At 66.6% G+C, this 16295-nt stretch carries 20 protein-coding genes; 10 read left to right on the top strand and 10 right to left on the bottom strand.

Going from position 1 to position 16295, the window contains the following annotated elements:
* Positions 1–84: 84 nt before the first annotated feature.
* Entirely contained in the window at positions 85–717 is a 633-nt protein-coding gene (locus WS66_RS17530; RefSeq protein ID WP_041490613.1) for a TetR family transcriptional regulator, read from the bottom strand.
* 156 nt (positions 718–873) lie between these two features.
* On the opposite strand from WS66_RS17530, the gene rsxB reads away from it, so the two are divergent.
* Both rsxB and nth read left to right on the top strand, forming a co-directional pair.
* Complete coding sequence (gene rsxB, locus WS66_RS17525; protein ID WP_059600370.1) at positions 874–1869, top strand: electron transport complex subunit RsxB; 996 nt, start codon at positions 874–876, stop codon at positions 1867–1869.
* Positions 1866–2510, top strand: a complete 645-nt coding sequence (nth, locus tag WS66_RS17520; RefSeq protein WP_059600369.1) for an endonuclease III — start codon at positions 1866–1868, stop codon at positions 2508–2510. Before rsxB ends, nth begins: the two co-directional genes overlap by 4 nt.
* A 108-nt stretch (positions 2511–2618) precedes the next feature.
* Here the strand turns inward: nth and WS66_RS17515 are convergent, their stop codons facing one another.
* Positions 2619–3548, bottom strand: a complete 930-nt coding sequence (locus tag WS66_RS17515) for a DMT family transporter (RefSeq protein ID WP_059600368.1) — start codon at positions 3546–3548, stop codon at positions 2619–2621.
* A gap of 214 nt (positions 3549–3762) precedes the next feature.
* Between WS66_RS17515 and WS66_RS17510 the strand changes: the two genes are divergently transcribed.
* Positions 3763–4230 carry a DUF1841 family protein gene (locus tag WS66_RS17510; RefSeq protein WP_442859298.1) on the top strand — a complete coding sequence of 156 codons (468 nt, stop codon included), beginning with the start codon at positions 3763–3765 and terminating at the stop codon, positions 4228–4230.
* A 72-nt stretch (positions 4231–4302) separates the two neighbouring features.
* Here WS66_RS17510 and WS66_RS17505 read toward each other — a convergent pair whose 3' ends face one another.
* Both WS66_RS17505 and WS66_RS17500 read right to left on the bottom strand, forming a co-directional pair.
* Complete coding sequence (locus tag WS66_RS17505; protein WP_011885615.1) at positions 4303–4662, bottom strand: c-type cytochrome; 360 nt, start codon at positions 4660–4662, stop codon at positions 4303–4305.
* A gap of 40 nt (positions 4663–4702) precedes the next feature.
* A complete protein-coding gene (locus WS66_RS17500) occupies positions 4703–5062 on the bottom strand; it encodes a c-type cytochrome (RefSeq protein ID WP_011885616.1) in 360 nt (119 codons plus the stop codon).
* Between the two features lie 246 nt (positions 5063–5308).
* Here WS66_RS17500 and WS66_RS17495 point away from each other — a divergent pair, with 246 nt between their 5' ends.
* From WS66_RS17495 to WS66_RS17475, 5 genes are all read left to right on the top strand, one after another.
* A complete protein-coding gene (locus WS66_RS17495; RefSeq protein ID WP_059600366.1) occupies positions 5309–6151 on the top strand; it encodes an AAA family ATPase in 843 nt (280 codons plus the stop codon).
* 21 nt (positions 6152–6172) lie between these two features.
* A complete protein-coding gene (locus WS66_RS17490) occupies positions 6173–7348 on the top strand; it encodes a vWA domain-containing protein (protein WP_059600365.1) in 1176 nt (391 codons plus the stop codon).
* A gap of 56 nt (positions 7349–7404) precedes the next feature.
* The gene (locus tag WS66_RS17485) at positions 7405–8616 is read left to right on the top strand and encodes a benzoate/H(+) symporter BenE family transporter (protein ID WP_059600364.1); all 1212 of its coding nucleotides are present in this window, start codon (positions 7405–7407) and stop codon (positions 8614–8616) included.
* Positions 8617–8785: 169 nt separating this feature from the next.
* Positions 8786–9739 (top strand): transaldolase, encoded by a 954-nt coding sequence (gene tal, locus WS66_RS17480; protein ID WP_059600363.1) that lies wholly within the window; start codon positions 8786–8788, stop codon positions 9737–9739.
* 246 nt (positions 9740–9985) lie between these two features.
* Complete coding sequence (locus WS66_RS17475; RefSeq protein WP_059527353.1) at positions 9986–10438, top strand: VOC family protein; 453 nt, start codon at positions 9986–9988, stop codon at positions 10436–10438.
* Between the two features lie 53 nt (positions 10439–10491).
* On the opposite strand, the gene WS66_RS17470 is transcribed toward WS66_RS17475, so the two are convergent.
* The 4 genes from WS66_RS17470 to WS66_RS17455 all read right to left on the bottom strand — a co-directional run bounded on the left by WS66_RS17470 (position 10492) and on the right by WS66_RS17455 (position 14340).
* Complete coding sequence (locus tag WS66_RS17470; RefSeq protein ID WP_159086556.1) at positions 10492–11004, bottom strand: hypothetical protein; 513 nt, start codon at positions 11002–11004, stop codon at positions 10492–10494.
* A 429-nt stretch (positions 11005–11433) separates the two neighbouring features.
* Positions 11434–12984, bottom strand: a complete 1551-nt coding sequence (mctP, locus tag WS66_RS17465) for a monocarboxylate uptake permease MctP (protein WP_059600361.1) — start codon at positions 12982–12984, stop codon at positions 11434–11436.
* On the bottom strand, positions 12981–13223 hold the full coding sequence (locus tag WS66_RS17460) for a DUF3311 domain-containing protein (protein WP_059600360.1): 243 nt from the start codon (positions 13221–13223) through the stop codon (positions 12981–12983). The genes mctP and WS66_RS17460 overlap by 4 nt, the downstream gene beginning before the upstream one ends.
* Before the next feature lie 199 nt (positions 13224–13422).
* Positions 13423–14340: a hypothetical protein gene (locus tag WS66_RS17455; protein ID WP_059600359.1), complete on the bottom strand. Its 918-nt coding sequence runs from the start codon at positions 14338–14340 to the stop codon at positions 13423–13425.
* Between the two features lie 138 nt (positions 14341–14478).
* Here WS66_RS17455 and WS66_RS17450 point away from each other — a divergent pair, with 138 nt between their 5' ends.
* Positions 14479–14733: a hypothetical protein gene (locus tag WS66_RS17450; RefSeq protein WP_059600453.1), complete on the top strand. Its 255-nt coding sequence runs from the start codon at positions 14479–14481 to the stop codon at positions 14731–14733.
* Positions 14734–14812: 79 nt separating this feature from the next.
* Entirely contained in the window at positions 14813–15142 is a 330-nt protein-coding gene (locus WS66_RS17445; RefSeq protein WP_059600358.1) for a hypothetical protein, read from the top strand.
* A gap of 88 nt (positions 15143–15230) precedes the next feature.
* On the opposite strand, the gene WS66_RS17440 is transcribed toward WS66_RS17445, so the two are convergent.
* Together WS66_RS17440 and WS66_RS17435 are read right to left on the bottom strand one after the other, a co-directional pair.
* Positions 15231–15707, bottom strand: a complete 477-nt coding sequence (locus tag WS66_RS17440) for a DNA-deoxyinosine glycosylase (protein ID WP_059600452.1) — start codon at positions 15705–15707, stop codon at positions 15231–15233.
* Positions 15707–16288, bottom strand: a complete 582-nt coding sequence (locus tag WS66_RS17435) for a chorismate--pyruvate lyase family protein (protein ID WP_059600357.1) — start codon at positions 16286–16288, stop codon at positions 15707–15709. The genes WS66_RS17440 and WS66_RS17435 overlap by 1 nt, the downstream gene beginning before the upstream one ends.
* Positions 16289–16295 lie beyond the last annotated feature (7 nt).

Genomic DNA, 16295 nt, shown 5'->3' with positions numbered 1-16295 from the left:
GACGCAAAAACGCCGCCGTTGCTTGCGCACGGCGGCGTTTTTTTATCCGGCGGCCAACGGTGAGCCGCTCATCGGCGCGCGGGCTCAGCGTCGCAACAGGTACGCGAGCAGCACCTCGGTGTTCATCCTGACCATCTCCGCGCGCTCGTCGGCTTCGCTGAAGTCGCGGCCGAGTGTCGCGGCCAGCGTGAAACGGTTCGACACGATGTAGTAGCCGAGCCCCGACAGCGTCACGTAGAAGCGCAGCGGATCGACGTCGCTGCGGAACAGCCCGGCCTTCTGGCCGCGCATCAGCACGTTGCCGAGCTTCGCGACGATCGGCGACATCATCTCGCGGATTCGCGTCGACTTGTGCAGGTAGCGCGCTTCGTGCAGGTTCTCATTGTTGATGAGCCGCAGCAGCTCCGGATGATCGCGGTAGTAATCCCACACGAAATGCGCGAGCCTCGTCACGGCCTCGACGGGCGCGACGCCGTCGAGATCGAGCACGCGCTCGGCCTCGGTCAGCGCGGAGAACGCGTGTTCGAGCACGGCCGTAAACAACTGCTCCTTGCTGCCGAAATAGTAATAGAGCATGCGCTCGTTGGTTTCGGCCCGGCGCGCGATCTGGTCGACGCGCGCGCCGAACAGCCCTCCACTAGCGAACTCTTCGGCTGCCGCCATCAGGATGCGGCGGCGGGTACCTTCAGGATCTCTTTTGATTTTTGGCTGATTCATGGTGGCGTTTTGCTATGTGAGCCGCGTGATCCGGACCGGCACCCCCACCGCCTCGGCGCCGGCTGCCCTGGAACGAGCGCACCGCGTGCGGCCGCCCTCCTGCTGAGCCCCTGCAAAAAAGCGGTTCGATTATGCGCACAGACAGCGTCCAGCGCAATGCGGGAAATCGGCGATAATCAAGGTTTGGCAAACCTTTCCGGCCGCGCCAGACGCGGCCGAGAGCCATTCGGCGCTGCTGCGCCCGTTGTCACCGTGACCGATTCCAAGACCCTCGCAGATCGCATCGAAGATCTGCTTCCCCAGACGCAATGCACGAAGTGCGGCTATGACGGCTGCCGTCCGTATGCCGACGCGATCGCCGCCGGCAACGCGAATTACAACCAGTGCCCGCCCGGCGGCGCCGAAGGCATCGCACGCCTCGCGAACCTGCTCGGCAAGCCCGTGATCCCGCTGAACCCCGTCAACGGCACCGAGCATCCGCGCGCCGTCGCGTTCATCGACGAAAGCCTGTGCATCGGCTGCACGCTGTGCATGCAGGCATGCCCGGTCGACGCGATCGTCGGCGCACCGAAACAGATGCACACGATCGTCGAATCGCTGTGCACGGGCTGCGACCTGTGCGTGCCACCCTGCCCGGTCGACTGCATCGCGATGGTCCCCGTGACCGACGAGCGCACCGGCTGGGACGCGTGGTCGCAGGAACAGGCGGACGCCGCGCGCGAACGCCACGACCGCCGGCTCGCCCGCCAGCGCCGCGAACGGGAGGCCGCCGAAGCGCGTGCCGCCGCCCGCCGCGCGGCCAGTGCCGGTGCGGCCAAGGCTGCGCCGGCCGCGGCACCGCCTGGCGCACCGGGCGCCGCCCCGGCCGACGATGCCGACGCCAGGAAACGCGCGATCATCGCCGCCGCGCTCGAACGCGCACGCAAGAAGAAGGAAGAACTGTCCGAACGAGGTGCCGGACCGAAGAACACCGAAGGCGTGAGCGCGGCCGTGCAGGCGCAGATCGACGCGGCCGAAGCCCGCCGCAAGCGGCTCGCCGAACAGCAGGCGCAGCGCGACACCGAGGCTGCGGACACCCGTGACGACCACGACGATCCGAACAACGACGACCGGAACGGCCCGACCGCGCCGCCCGACAAGAACCGTCCATGAACGCCTCCAAACGACGCGCGATCTACGAAACGCTGCAGAGCATCAATCCGCATCCGACGACCGAGCTCGAATACACGACGCCGTTCGAGTTGCTGATCGCGGTGATGCTGTCCGCGCAGGCGACCGACGTGTCGGTCAACAAGGCGATGCGCAAGATGTTCCCCGTCGCGAACACCCCGCGACAAATCGTCGCGCTCGGTGAAGAAGGCGTCGCCGACTACATCAAGACGATCGGCCTCTACCGCACCAAGGCGAAGAACGTGATCGCGACGTGCAACATCCTGCTCGAGCGCTACGACGGCGAAGTGCCGGCCGATCGCGAAGCGCTCGAGAGCCTGCCGGGCGTCGGCCGCAAGACCGCGAACGTCGTGCTGAACACCGCGTTCGGCCAGCCGACGATCGCGGTCGACACGCATATCTTCCGCGTCGCGAACCGCACGGGGCTCGCACCGGGCAAGGACGTGCGGGCCGTCGAGGCCGCGCTCGAGAAGTTCACGCCGAAGGAATTCCTGCAGGACGCGCATCACTGGCTGATTCTGCACGGTCGCTACGTGTGCAAGGCCCGCAAGCCCGAATGCTGGCACTGCGCGATCGAGCCGCTGTGCGAATTCCGGCCGAAGACACCACCGCCGAACGAGTGACCGCCGGCCGCGGCTGACGCGCAGCACGCGGCCGCCCGAGCCGTGCGCGGCGCGCGGCACGACCCGCAAACGCCGTTGCGGCCCCCACGACTTTCCCCGTTTCCCTGCTTATGCGTTGGACGTCGCCGTCGCGTCGTCGGCCGCTGCGCCGCCCGCACGCACGAGCGCCAGCACGGCCGCGAGGATCGCGACGCCGCCAGCCCACTGCAACGGCGACAGCGCCTCGCCGAACAGCAGCGCCGCGAGCGCGACCGTCACGACCGGTTCGAGCGTCGACAGCATCGACGTGCGCGCGGCCCCCAGCCGCTCGAGCCCGGCGAAGAATGCGAGCATCGCCGCGACCGTCGACACCAGCGCGATCGCGAGCATCGACGCCCAGCCGGCGGCCGTCTCCGGCCAGCGCGGCGGCGCGCCGAACGCCGTGGTCCGCACGATCGCGATCACGACGAGCGTCGCGGTCGCCGACAGGCAGATGATCGCGGTGGTCGCGAGCGGATCGACGCCGCGCGTCGCCTTCGTGCCGCCAACGATGTACAGCGAATAGATCACCGCGGCGGCCAGTGCGAGCGCGATGCCGAGCGGCTCGCCGTGGCCGCCGCCGACCATCAGCGCGGAGCCCGCGACACAGAGCACGAGCGCGACCGCCTTCGCGCGCGTGAGGCGCTCACCGAGCCACCACGCGGCCAACAGCGTGACGAAGGCCGGATACAGGTACAGCAGCAGCGCGACGAGGCTCGCCTGCGCATGCTGGAGCGCGCTGAAATAGCAAAACGACTGCCCGACGTAGCCGAACGCGCCCATCGCCACGAGCGGTATGAGCGCGCGGCCGCGCGGCCATGCGACGCGGCGGTGCCGGGCGATCGCGGCAAGGACCGCGCCGCCGATCGCGAAGCGTACGATGAGCAGCCCGAGCACGTCGACGCCGGCCGCATACGCATAACGACCGAAGATCGCCATCGCGCCGAATGCGGCAGCGGACAGCGCGACATAGAGCGCGCCCTGCAGCGCGGCGGACGATGAGCGGACGGTGGCGGACATGATGGAACGGTGTGAGCGCGACGACGGGAATCGTCGGAGTTTAACGGCCCGGTGGCCGGCAGCCTAGCCCGCGCTTACCCGTTGCGCCGCGCCGCGGCCCGCGCCGGCCGACTCCAGTTGACGCCGCCCGCGCTATGCCACGGCGGGCGCCCCGCCCGCGCGCCGCCCGCCGCCAGCGCCGTGCGCCGACCCGGCGTACAATGCGCGACGCGGCATGACGCCGCCCGAATCACGACGCATCCCCACCATGTTCAATCCGAGTCGCGACGAAGTCCGTCGCTTTTTCACCGAGACCTGGCGCAAGCAGCGCGCCGGCGAGATCCTGACGCCGCTGGAAGCGATGGCAGCCGACTGGATCGTCGAGCATCCCGAATACCACGACGACCTCGCGGACGCCGACGGCGCCGCCGCGCGCGACTACACGCCCGAGGAAGGCCGCACGAACCCGTTCCTGCACCTGTCGATGCACCTCGCGATCAGCGAGCAGTTGTCGATCGACCAGCCGCCCGGCATCCGCGCCGCGCACGACAAGCTGGCCGCGAAGCTCGATTCGACCCACGAGGCGCAGCACATGATCATGGAATGCCTCGGCGAGACGATCTGGGAAGCGCAACGCACCGGCACGCCGCCCGATACGGACGCGTACCTGCAGCGCATCCTGCGCCGCGCATCGCGCGACTGAGCGCCGCGGACAAAAAAATACCCCGCCGCGGCGGGGTACTCTGGCTGCACGGACCGGGAAGGTCCGATGCGCTTACTTCTTGAAGACGAGATCGGTCTCTTTCAGCGACTCGATGTAGGCTGCGATGTCCTTCATGTCGCTGACCGACAGGTTCTGCACCTGCGCCTGCATGATCGCGTTATTGCGACCGAGCAGCGGGTTCGTCAGCCCCATCTGGTACTGGCGCATCGCCCACACGAGGTAGTCGGCGTGCTGGCCGGCGAGGCGCGGATACTCTGCGTTGATCGGCTTGTTCAGCTGCGCGCCGTGGCAGGCCGCGCAATTGTGCGACTCGACCAGCTCCTTGCCCTTCGTGGTGTCCGCCGCATGCGCGGTACCGATCGCGAGGCCGGCCGCCAGTGCAACCGCCGCCGTCTTGAATGCGTTATTCATGAATGCTCCTGTCCCGCCGGTCAGATCGGCGGCGCGCGCTTTACTTGTAGGGATTGTCCTTCGTGTCGGCCTTCTGGGCGGCATAGTAGGCCGCCAGATCCGCGATGTCCTGGTCCGTCAGCGAACCGGCGATCGCATTCATCGACGGGAAGTGGCGATCCTTCTTGCGGTAGGCCTTCAGCGCGTTCTCGAGGTATTGCTGGTTCTGGCCGCCGAGGACCGGCACCCGGTAGACCTCCGGGTACGCCGCGCGGTAATCCTGGATGCCGTGGCAACCGATGCACATGGCGGCCTTGCTCGCCCCGTCCTTCGGGTTGCCGACCACACCGGCCGCCTGCGCGCTGCCCGCGAGCGCCACGAGCGCTGCGACAACGACGTGTTTGCCGACGAATTTGTTCATAGCTCTTGTAACCTAGCTTGAGGGGAAACTGGCGCCGAAGCGGCAACGGCCCGCGCCGTTTTGCTTATCGGATCGCCACGCAGGCCAAAAAAAACGGCCAGATTGTACCGCGTCGGCGGGGAACGCGTCCATATGGCGCCCCAGTCCGGCCCCGCCGCAGCCCCGCAACGATACGCGGCCCCGGGCCAACCGGACAGCCCTTCTGACTTATACTGGGTTTTTTTGCGACCAGGAAAGAGCGCCGCCATGCGTTTCGAAGGATCCTCGCACTACGTCGCCACCGACGACCTGAAGCTCGCGGTCAACGCCGCGTTGGCGCTGCAACGCCCGCTGCTGATCAAGGGCGAGCCCGGCACCGGCAAGACCATGCTCGCCGAGGAAGTGGCGGCCGCGCTCGACATGCCGCTGTTGCAGTGGCACATCAAGTCGACGACGAAGGCGCAGCAGGGCCTGTACGAATACGACGCGGTATCGCGGCTGCGCGACTCGCAGCTCGGCGACGAACGCGTGAAGGACATCTCGAACTACATCGTCAAGGGCGTGCTGTGGCAGGCGTTCGACGCCGAGCACCCGAGCGTGCTGCTGATCGACGAGATCGACAAGGCCGACATCGAATTCCCGAACGACCTGCTGCGCGAGCTCGACCGGATGGAATTCCACGTGTACGAGACGCGCGAGACGGTACGCGCGAAGCACCGCCCGCTCGTGATCATCACGTCGAACAACGAGAAGGAACTGCCCGACGCGTTCCTGCGCCGCTGCTTCTTCCACTACATCCAGTTTCCCGATGCGTCGACGATGCAGCAGATCGTCGCGGTCCACTTTCCGAACATCCGCGAAGAATTGCTGCAGGCGGCGCTGCAAAGTTTCTTCGAATTGCGCGGCGTGTCGGGGCTGAAGAAGAAGCCGTCGACGTCGGAGCTGCTCGACTGGCTGAAGCTGCTGCTCGCCGAGAACATCCCGGCCGACGCGCTGCGCGGCGCCGACGCGAAGCAGATCGTGCCGCCGCTCGCGGGCGCGCTGCTGAAGAACGAGCAGGATCTGAGCCTGCTCGAGCGGCTCGTCTACATGAACCGGCACAACCGGTAACCCACCCGCGAAGGCCCGGCCATGCTGCTCAATTTCTTCTACGCGCTGCGCGCAGCCAAGCTGCCCGTCTCGGTGAAGGAATACCTGACGCTGCTCGAATCGCTGAAGGCTGGCCTGATCTCGCCGTCGATCGACGCGTTCTACTTCCTCGCACGGATGACGCTCGTCAAGGACGAGCAGTACTTCGACAAGTTCGACCAGGCGTTCGGCGCGTATTTCCATGGCGTGTCCGTGCTGCCGTCCGACGCGTTCGACATTCCGCTCGACTGGCTCGAGAAGCGTCTCGAGCGCGAGCTGTCGCCGGAGGAAAAGGCGCAGATCGAAGCGATGGGCGGGCTCGACAAGCTGATGGAGCGCCTGAAGGAACTGCTCGACGAGCAGAAGGAACGCCACGAAGGCGGCAACAAGTGGATCGGCACCGGCGGCACGGCGCCGTTCGGGCACGGCGGCTACAACCCGGAAGGCGTGCGCATCGGCGGCCCGTCGAACGGCAACCGCACCGCCGTCAAGGTGTGGGAGGCGCGCGCGTACCGCGACTACGACGATTCGGTCGAAATCGGCACGCGCAACATCAAGGTCGCGTTGCGGCGCCTGCGCCGCTTCGCACGCGAAGGCGCGGCCGAGGAGCTCGACCTGCCCGGCACGATCCGCAGCACGGCCGCGAACGCCGGCTGGCTCGACTTGCGGATGGTGCCCGAGCGTCACAACAACGTGAAGGTGCTGATGCTGCTCGACGTCGGCGGCTCGATGGACGACCATATCAAGCGCACCGAAGAGCTGTTCTCGGCCGCGAAGGCCGAATTCAAGCACCTGGAGTTCTACTACTTCCACAACTGCGTGTACGACCACCTGTGGAAGAACAACCGCCGCCGTCACTCGGAGCGCACCGCGACGTGGGACGTGCTGCACAAGTTCACGCCCGACTACAAGCTGATCTTCGTCGGCGACGCGACGATGAGCCCGTACGAGGTGCTGCAGCCCGGCGGCTCGGTCGAATACAACAACCCGGAAGCCGGCGCCGTCTGGCTGCGCCGCCTCGCGGACCAGTTTCCCCACCATGCCTGGCTGAACCCCGAGCCCGAGCGGCTATGGGAGTACCGGCAATCGGTCGCGGTGATCCGCGACCTGCTCGGTCAGCGCATGTATCCGCTCACGCTCGCGGGCCTCGAAACCGCGATGCGCGCACTCAGCAAATAACGAACCCGCCCTGCAGACACGAAGGCCGCGTCGGAGCGGCCTCCCCCGGAGATAGCATGAACCCTTCGCCCACCGCGAGCGCTGGCCGCGCCGGCGGCCGCCGCTTTTTCACCGACACGTCCGTTTCCGCGCTCGTCGCCGGCTTCGTCGCGATGATGACGGGCTACACGAGCTCGCTCGTGCTGATGTTTCAGGCCGGCCGCGCCGCGCACCTGACAGACGCGCAAATCTCGTCGTGGATCTGGGCGCTGTCGATCGGCATGGCGCTGACGACGATCGGCCTGTCGCTGCGCTTTCGCGCGCCTGTCGTGGTCGCATGGTCGACGCCCGGCGCCGCGCTGCTGATCGCGTCGCTGCCCGGTGTGCCGTACCCCGAGGCCATCGGCGCGTTCGTCGTGTGCGCGCTGCTGCTGACCGCGGTCGGCGTGAGCGGGCTGTTCGACACGCTGATGCGGCGCATTCCGGCCGGCATCGCGGCCGCCTTGCTCGCGGGCATCCTGTTCGAGATCGGCATCGAGATCTTCCGCGCCGCGCAGTTCCAGACCGCGCTCGTGCTCGCGATGTTCTTCACCTACCTGATCGTCAAGCGACTCGCGCCGCGCTACGCGATCGTCACGACGCTGATCGTCGGCACTGCGGTGGCCGGCGGTCTCGGCTTGCTCGACTTCAGCCGCTTCCACATCGCGCTCGCTCAGCCCGTGTTCACGATGCCCGCGTTCTCGATCGCATCGATCGTCAGCATCGGCATTCCGCTGTTCGTCGTCGCGATGGCATCGCAGAACGTGCCTGGCATCGCCGTGCTGCGCGCGGACGGTTATTCGACGCCGTCGTCGCCGCTCATCGCGACCACGGGTCTCGCATCGCTGCTGCTCGCGCCGTTCGGCTCGCACGGCGTGAACCTCGCGGCGATCACCGCCGCGATCTGCACCGGCCCCGAGGCGCACGAGGATCACGCGAAGCGCTACACGGCCGCCGTGTGGTGCGGCACGTTCTACCTGGTCGCCGGGATCTTCGGTGCGACGATCGCGGCGCTGTTCGCGGCGCTGCCGAAGGCGCTCGTCGTGTCGGTCGCCGCGCTCGCGCTGTTCGGCTCGATCATGAGCGGGCTCGCAAATGCGATGCAGGACGTGAAGCAGCGCGAAGCCGCGCTCGTCACGTTCATGGTCACCGCGTCGGGCCTCACGCTGCTGTCGATCGGCTCGGCGTTCTGGGGGCTCGTCGCGGGGATCGTCACGCAGGTGATCCTGAACGCGCGGCGCCCCGCGTAGCGCCGCATGGCGCGGCCCCGCACCGCAAACGGCACGCCGAAACGTGCACGACGCGATTCGGGCCTAAAATAGCGGATCGGAGGTGGCGCCCGGGCGCCGCCTCGCTTCGCTGCCGCGCTCGCGCGGCCCGTGAGAACCCCGGCGCCTTGCGCCCTCCTCCCGAATCGCCATGACTACCGCACTCGACCAGCTGAAGCAATATACGACCGTCGTCGCCGACACGGGCGATTTCCAGCAGCTTGCGCAATACAAGCCGCAGGACGCGACCACGAACCCGTCGCTGATCCTGAAGGCCGTCCAGAAGGACGCGTACAAGCCGATCCTCGAGAAAACCGTCCGCGATCATCGCAACGAAAGCACCGATTTCATCATCGACCGCCTGCTGATCGCATTCGGCACCGAGATCCTGAAGCTGATCCCGGGCCGCGTGTCGACCGAGGTCGATGCGCGCCTGTCGTTCGACACGCAGCGCTCGATCGACAAGGGTCGCGAGCTCATCAAGCTTTACGAAGCCGCCGGCATCGGCCGCGAGCGCATCCTGATCAAGCTCGCGTCGACGTGGGAAGGCATTCGCGCGGCCGAGGTGCTGCAGAAGGAAGGGATCAAGTGCAACATGACCCTGCTTTTCTCGCTCGTCCAGGCCGCCGCATGCGCGGAAGCTGGCGCGCAACTGATCTCGCCGTTCGTCGGCCGCATCTACGACTGGTACAAGAAGCAGGCCGGGGCCGACTGGGATGAAGCGAAGAACGGCGGTGCGAACGATCCGGGCGTGCAGTCGGTGCGAGGCATCTACACGTACTACAAGACGTTCGGCTACAACACCGAAGTGATGGGCGCGAGCTTCCGCACGACGAGCCAGATCACCGAGCTCGCGGGCTGCGACCTGCTGACGATCAGCCCCGATTTGCTGCAGAAGCTGCAGGAAAGCAACGATACGGTGGCACGCAAGCTGTCGCCGGACGCGCTGCAGGACAAGCCGACCGAGCGCGTCGCCATCGACGAGGCATCGTTCCGCTTCCAGTTGAACGACGACGCGATGGCAACGGAAAAACTGGCCGAGGGCATCCGCGTGTTCGCCGCCGACGCGGTGAAGCTCGAGAAGCTGATCGATGCACTGCGCTGAACCGTGCTGCACGTGACGGCTGTCAGTTGAACTGTCAGCAAGACTGACAACAGCCGTCAGCAAGCGTGACGAACGGCCGCGAACTCCGTGTTCGCGGCCGTTTTTATTTTTCATTCCATCGTCAAGCGCGCGCACTACAATCCACGTCACGAGTGCGCCGACCGCATCCCGGCGTGCTCTTCCCGGTCAATCTTGGAAGTACCCGGGCCGGCACCGACACGCCGGCCCGGCCAACAGGAGACAACGATGCAGGTCCAACCGTATCTGACGTTCTACGGCCGCGCGGAAGAGGCCCTTCAGTTCTACGAAAAGGCGCTCGGCGCGAAGACGATGTTCAAGATGCACTTCAAGGACGCGCCGCCGAATCCCGACTACCCGATGTCGCCGGAGATGAGCGACAAGGTGATGCATGCGAGCTTCACGATCGGCGACTCGATGATCATGTGCTCGGACGGCGACTGCAGCCAGCCGGGCGGCACGCATTCGGGTTATTCGCTGTCGCTGAACCCGGCGACGGTCGAGGAAGGCCAGAAGCTGTTCAATGCGCTCGCCGACGGCGGCGAAGTGACGATGCCGTTCGGCAAGACGTTCTGGGCGCTCGGCTTCGGCATGGCGAAGGATCGTTTCGGCGTGCACTGGATGGTCAACGTCGAAGATCTCTCGCAACGCGAGGATCTCGCGAAACGCGCGGGGCAGTAACGCACGCGCGCCGCCCGGACCGCCGCGCAAGCGCTGTGGTCCGGGCGGCCTCGCTACTTGCGCAGCGCCTCCGCCAGCGCCCGCTCCAGCGTGCCGTTCGAGCGGCACGCGACGCGCGCGCTCTTCTGCTTGCCGGCCGCGACCACGCTGGCCGTGCCCGCGACGTCGATCGACACGGTCACGCCTTGCGTGGCGTCGTCGATGCGCGTCACGACCTTCAGCGTGTGTGTCACGTTGGACGTCTGCTTCAGCTCGGAGCAATCCAGGAAATTCCCTGCGTTCGGATAATCGGCATAGGCGGCGGCCAGGAGCCCCGCGTCGCGATCGCTGACGCGCACGGCAAGCTTGTGGTCCGCGTAGAACTGCGCGACGGCCGTCCATACTTCGTCATACTTGCGATTGCCGATTGCGATGCCCGACGCATCGTCGGCGCCGTGCGCGCCGTCGGACGTATCCTGCCGCTGCGGCGGCGCATCGCGCGCCGCGTACCGCTGTCCTGGACCGTAGACTGAAATGCAGCCGGCGAGCATCGCGCACGGCAGCGCGGCCGGCAAGATCGTTTTCATCGGGCCCACCATCACCGGTAATACATGTTCGCGCAGCCGGCGAGCAGGATCGGGGCGACGAGCACCCACATCAACAGGACTCTCATCGTTCGCCTCACCGGTAGTACGCGTTCACGCAACCGGCAAGCGCGGCGCACCACAGGCCAAGCACCAGCAACCCAATCTTCATCATTGCATCCCTCATGTAGTCGAATCGTGTCGAGATCGAATCACCCGGCGTGGCCGGGCGGGACGCAATACTGGCAAACGGGAAGCGCAGCTTCCAATCGGTCTTCCACCGATTTTCGCCGCGGCGCGACTATCCTAGAATCGCTTGGAGATCAACGGAAACGGAAGCACGGCCGCACGGGGCGTTCACGGCGGACCATGCAAAACGCCCGCGATTTGCGTCGCGGGCGCCGTGTCGAAATTGCAACAGCCGGGAGGCGTTCAGCCCTCGGCGACGTCGAGGTAATCCTCCGGCCGCGTGCGGTCCTCCGCGTGCGCCATGCCCATCATGCGCACCAGCACGCTCACCGCCACCGATACCACCAGGTTCACGACCAGCGACCACACGGCCGCGTAGCCGGGAATCGCGAGACCGAACAGGTGGATCGTGAAGATCGAGCTGGCCAGCTTCAGCGAAATCGCCATCCACGTGCCGCACACGATGCCTGCCGCCCAGCCGGCCAGCAGGCCGCGATGGTCGAGCACGCGCGTGTACAGGCCGAGCACGATCGCCGGCAGCGTCTGGATGATCCAGATCCCACCGAGCAGCTGCAACTGGATCGCGTACGTCAGCGGCAGCCCGAGGATGAACGCGACCGCGCCGACCTTCACGATCAGCGACACGAGTTTCGCGACGTGCGTCTCCTGGTCGTGCGTCATGTTGCGGTTCACGAACTCGCGGTGGATGTTGCGCGTGTACAGGTTCGCGGCCGCGATCGACATGATCGCCGCCGGCACCAGCGCGCCGATGCCGATCGCCGCGAACGCGACGCCGACGAACCACGACGGGAAATATTCGAGGAACAGCGCGGGTACCGCGAAGTTCGGGCCGAACGCCTTGAAGTACGGCGCGTACTGCGGCATGTCCTTCACGCCCGCCGCGAGCGCCATGTAGCCGAGCAGCGCGAGCAGGCCGAGCACGAACGAATACGCGGGCAGCATCGCCATGTTGCGGCGGATCGAGTTGCCCGACGCCGACGACAGGATCGCCGTGACCGAGTGCGGATACAGAAACAGCGCGAGCGCGGAGCCGATCGCGAGCGTCGCATACGCGCTGTAGCCGTTCAGGCTCGTCGCATCGGGCGCTTTCAGCAGCAGCTTCGCCGGCGGCACCGACGCGAAGATGTGGCTGAAGCCGCCGAGCTTCGCGGGGATCACGATGACCGCCGCCGCGATCGTGATGTAGATCAGGATGTCCTTCACGATCGCGATCATCGCGGGCGCGCGCAGCCCCGACGTGTAGGTGTATGCGGCGAGAATCGCGAACGCGATGATGAGCGGCAGGTCGCCGACGAAGCCGGTAGTGTCGAAACCCAGCGCGCCGATCACCACTTCGATGCCGACGAGCTGCAGCGCGATGTACGGCATCGTCGCGAGGATGCCCGTCACCGCGATCGCGAGCGCGAGCATCCGGCTGCCGTAACGCGCGTTGACGAAGTCGGCGGCCGTCACGTAGCCGTGCCGCTTCGCGATGCTCCACAGCTTCGGAAACACGACGAACGCGAACGGGTAGATCAGGATCGTGTACGGCAACGCGAAGAAGCCCATCGCGCCGGCGCCGAACACGAGCGCGGGCACCGCGACGAACGTATAGGCCGTGTAGAGGTCTCCGCCGAGCAGGAACCACGTGACGATCGTGCCGAAGCGGCGGCCGCCGAGCCCCCATTCGTCGAGGTGGGCGAGATCGCCGCGCCGCCAGTTCGCGGCGAGAAAACCGAGTATGGTGACACCGATGAACAGGAGTACGAAGACGAAGGTCGCGCCGAGATTCATCGCGCACCTCCCTGCGTGCCGCCTGCCTTCCATGCGTGCTTGGTCTTGAAATACACGAACGCGGTGATCACCGCGCTAATGAACACCCACAGCAACTGGTACCAGTAGAAAAACGGAAAACCCAACCATTGCGGTTCGATCTTGCTGTACGAAGGCACCCAGACCATCGCGATCAGCGGCAGCACCAGCAGCCAGAGCCAGCGCTTGGCGGCCCGATTGGCGTCGGCATCGTGAGCCATGACGTCTCCTCATCTTTCCCGGTTATCGATCTTGTCAAGCGGGTACGGCGGCGAGAGGAGGGGCAAAACGGGTATGCTGCGGCTCCCCTGGCTTCGCGCCAGTATAGGAGCCGCGAGCGAGCGGTCAAGCAGGGGCGAACCCGAGGTGATCCGCCCCCCAGTCAAGTGGTTGCACCGGCATGCGACCGGTGCATGAGCGTCAGATCGCGAACGAGGATTCGCGTGCGCCGGTCGTTTCTTTCAAAGCTTTCACCCACTTGCGCGCGGGGAGCTTCAGCGTGTCCTCGATCAGCTTCGCGCGGGCTTCCAGCTGCGCGAACGACACGTCGAGCGCGGGGCCCGAGAACGCGATCGCGATCCGGTTGCCGTCGTGCACTTCCGGCAGCGCGATCACGCGATGGTCGAACGCCGCGTTCAGATGCTTCATGTTGCGCACGAAGCTCGGATGGTCGCCGAACAGGTTGATCGTCGCGACGCCCGCGTCGGCGAGGCAGCCGCGCACCGCGCGGTAGAACGCAACGCTGTCGAGCACCGGGCCGCGGGCGGTCGCGTCGTACAGGTCGATCTGCAATGCGCCCGTCGTGCCGCGGTTGGCCGGATCGTTGACGAAATCCCATGCATCGGCTTCATGCACGACGAGGCGTGCGTCATCGGGCGGCAGCGCGAACATCGTGCGCGCCGCGACGATCACGGCCGGGTTCAGTTCGACGGCCTCGACCTTCGCGTGCGGCAGGAAGCGGTGCGAGAACTTGGTGAGCGCGCCGGTGCCGAGCCCGAGCTGGACGATCCGCTCGGGCGTTTCGAGGAACAGCAGCCACGCCATCATCTGCTGCGCGTATTCGAGCTCGATGTGCAGCGGCTTCGAGATCCGCATCGCACCCTGCACCCATTCGGTACCGAAGTGCAGGAAGCGCACGCCGCGCTCTTCGGAGAACGTGACGGGTGCGAAGCGCGGCTTGCGCGGCGCCTCGAGGACGGGCACGTCGTCGTGTTCGTCGATCTCCGGACGGCGCTTCACGCGCGGCGGCTGGAGCTTTTCGGAGCCGTTGTAGGCGGCCGGCTTGCGTTGCTTGAACGCGCGCGCCTCGGCGGACGCGCGCTTGATCAGTCGGGTCATGTGTGAATCTCGCTGGGTGAAGCTGGTTTTAGCGGACGAGAGGATAGCATTGGCGGGGGATCGTGGCCGTGCCGCATGCCCTGCATGACTTCGAATCCGGTTGGCGCTACGCTGCATTCGGTGATCCAGGGAGGACGCGTGAACTCGAACGGCAAAAGGATCTGGTTTCCGGCAAAGCGCTACGGATGGGGCTGGGGGTTGCCGGTCGCATGGCAGGGATGGGTCGTGTTGCTGCTGTTAGCGATCGGGATCCTCGCCACCGCCTGGCTCGTGCCGCCGCAACGCTCGCCGCTTGCATACGGCACCTGCGTCGTGGTGTGGGTCGCGCTGCTGATTGCAGTGTGCCTGCTCAAGGGCGAGAAGCCCCGGTGGCGATGGGGCGACGACGAGTGATCGGCGCGACGATATCCGCCGAATCGTCCGATCAACAGGCGTTCGACGGCACGGCATCAGCAAGCCGCTGACCATCGTCATGGCGAACATGGCCCGCCATTGGCTGAGCCATGACGAAGCCGCGGCGATGCTGGTCGGCAAGCGCGTGACGTTCGTGCGCCTTCGCGACGGCACCGAAGTGACCTGGCAGCTGGAGGACAACGGCATGCTCCATGCGAACAACAGCAAAGGACAGAGCGACAACGCGCGATGGCAACTCGGCCCGCAGGGCGAGCTGTGCCTGACCTGGAAAGGCCACTCCGGTGACGGCTGCCTGTATGTCTTTCGCGATGGAGACGACGGCCCCGTGAGGTTTGCGACGCAGAGGACTCCGATGTCGCAACCCTGGTCGAAAATCGTGTCACCGTAAATGAGATGACGTGCGGGCGTGAAGCAGCGCCGCCGCGCAAAGCGGATGGCGCGGCGGCGCCCGGCCAGGGCGCTCGGCGCAATCGATCTCAGGAAAGAATCTGTCGCCAGATGGCGAGCTTCTGCTCGAACGACAGCATCGCGTTCGCCGGGCTCGACGAAGGCAGCACGAGCGTGTCGTATCCGGCCGCGCCGATCACCTCCGCAAACCGCCCTGCCGTCTTGCCGTTGAAGCACACGCGCTTGAGCAACGGCGCATGCTCGCGCAACGACGCAAAGTCGTTCGGCTTCGCATTCCGGATAGCAGAATCGAGGCTGCCTTGTCGATGGCACGCATCGAGGACGTCCCAGATGCCGATGCCGTGCGAAAGCACGCGATCGAGCCGCGCGTCGTACACAAGCTCGTGCAGCCCCGGCTCGCCGAGCACGGCACCGAGCAACCGCCAGAACTGGTTACGCGGATGCGCGTAGTACTGCGCGGCATCGAGCGACGCCTCGCCCGGAAAGCTGCCGAGGATCATCGTGTGCGTATTCGGCCCGACGACCGGCCCAAAACCCTGCAGCATCATGCCGCTCCGCCCGGCCCGTCGCCGTGCGCATCGAGATGGCACCACAGCGCAGGCAGCATGCACTCGGTGACCATCAACGGCTTGCCGTGCCGCTGGAACACCGAGCGCCGCGCGGCGAACGCATGCGGCGCCCGCGCACCCTGCAACGCATGGCTCGCGAGCGCATACAGTGGATGACCGGCGATCACGCGCCGGCTGACGAGCGTGGAGCGCTCGACTTGCGGATCGCTGTATAGCAGCTCCGCGAGCGGCCGCGTGCGCAACCGCCGCATCGCCTGCCACACGCCCTTGCTGGCCGCGAGCGGCGCGATGCTGTGCGCGGCGACGTACGGCATGCCGTCGACCGACAGGATCACCTCGCGCACCCACATCGGCGCACGCGGCGCACTGTCGAGCGCGTCCGGTTCGTCGAACCACGCGCAGTCGACGGCCTCGCGCGTCACGCGCACGCTCACAGCGCCGAGCCGCGCCAGATGCGCGGTCAACGAACCACCGCGCGTCAGCCAGTCGCGCTGGTCGAGCGTGCAGCCGGGCCGGGGCGTTTCGCGCCAGCCCGCCCGTGCGCCGTCGAATCGCATCCGCGCG

Origin of the sequence: Burkholderia sp. LA-2-3-30-S1-D2 (genome assembly GCF_001523915.2) — a bacterium.
Taxonomy (GTDB): Bacteria; Pseudomonadota; Gammaproteobacteria; order Burkholderiales; family Burkholderiaceae; genus Burkholderia; species Burkholderia diffusa.
This window is presented reverse-complemented; position numbering and strand designations above follow the sequence as displayed.

What these genes read in the sequence shown, in the direction of transcription:
- WS66_RS17530 (WP_041490613.1), bottom strand. Translation starts at nt 717, where the DNA reads ATGAATCAGCCAAAAATCAAAAGAGATCCTGAAGGTACCCGCCGCCGC.
- rsxB (WP_059600370.1), top strand. Translation starts at nt 874, where the DNA reads ATGCGGGAAATCGGCGATAATCAAGGTTTGGCAAACCTTTCCGGCCGC.
- nth (WP_059600369.1), top strand. Translation starts at nt 1,866, where the DNA reads ATGAACGCCTCCAAACGACGCGCGATCTACGAAACGCTGCAGAGCATC.
- WS66_RS17515 (WP_059600368.1), bottom strand. Translation starts at nt 3,548, where the DNA reads ATGTCCGCCACCGTCCGCTCATCGTCCGCCGCGCTGCAGGGCGCGCTC.
- WS66_RS17510 (WP_442859298.1), top strand. Translation starts at nt 3,763, where the DNA reads ATGACGCCGCCCGAATCACGACGCATCCCCACCATGTTCAATCCGAGT.
- WS66_RS17505 (WP_011885615.1), bottom strand. Translation starts at nt 4,662, where the DNA reads ATGAATAACGCATTCAAGACGGCGGCGGTTGCACTGGCGGCCGGCCTC.
- WS66_RS17500 (WP_011885616.1), bottom strand. Translation starts at nt 5,062, where the DNA reads ATGAACAAATTCGTCGGCAAACACGTCGTTGTCGCAGCGCTCGTGGCG.
- WS66_RS17495 (WP_059600366.1), top strand. Translation starts at nt 5,309, where the DNA reads ATGCGTTTCGAAGGATCCTCGCACTACGTCGCCACCGACGACCTGAAG.
- WS66_RS17490 (WP_059600365.1), top strand. Translation starts at nt 6,173, where the DNA reads ATGCTGCTCAATTTCTTCTACGCGCTGCGCGCAGCCAAGCTGCCCGTC.
- WS66_RS17485 (WP_059600364.1), top strand. Translation starts at nt 7,405, where the DNA reads ATGAACCCTTCGCCCACCGCGAGCGCTGGCCGCGCCGGCGGCCGCCGC.
- tal (WP_059600363.1), top strand. Translation starts at nt 8,786, where the DNA reads ATGACTACCGCACTCGACCAGCTGAAGCAATATACGACCGTCGTCGCC.
- WS66_RS17475 (WP_059527353.1), top strand. Translation starts at nt 9,986, where the DNA reads ATGCAGGTCCAACCGTATCTGACGTTCTACGGCCGCGCGGAAGAGGCC.
- WS66_RS17470 (WP_159086556.1), bottom strand. Translation starts at nt 11,004, where the DNA reads ATGAAAACGATCTTGCCGGCCGCGCTGCCGTGCGCGATGCTCGCCGGC.
- mctP (WP_059600361.1), bottom strand. Translation starts at nt 12,984, where the DNA reads ATGAATCTCGGCGCGACCTTCGTCTTCGTACTCCTGTTCATCGGTGTC.
- WS66_RS17460 (WP_059600360.1), bottom strand. Translation starts at nt 13,223, where the DNA reads ATGGCTCACGATGCCGACGCCAATCGGGCCGCCAAGCGCTGGCTCTGG.
- WS66_RS17455 (WP_059600359.1), bottom strand. Translation starts at nt 14,340, where the DNA reads ATGACCCGACTGATCAAGCGCGCGTCCGCCGAGGCGCGCGCGTTCAAG.
- WS66_RS17445 (WP_059600358.1), top strand. Translation starts at nt 14,813, where the DNA reads ATGGCGAACATGGCCCGCCATTGGCTGAGCCATGACGAAGCCGCGGCG.
- WS66_RS17440 (WP_059600452.1), bottom strand. Translation starts at nt 15,707, where the DNA reads ATGCTGCAGGGTTTTGGGCCGGTCGTCGGGCCGAATACGCACACGATG.
- WS66_RS17435 (WP_059600357.1), bottom strand. Translation starts at nt 16,288, where the DNA reads ATGCGATTCGACGGCGCACGGGCGGGCTGGCGCGAAACGCCCCGGCCC.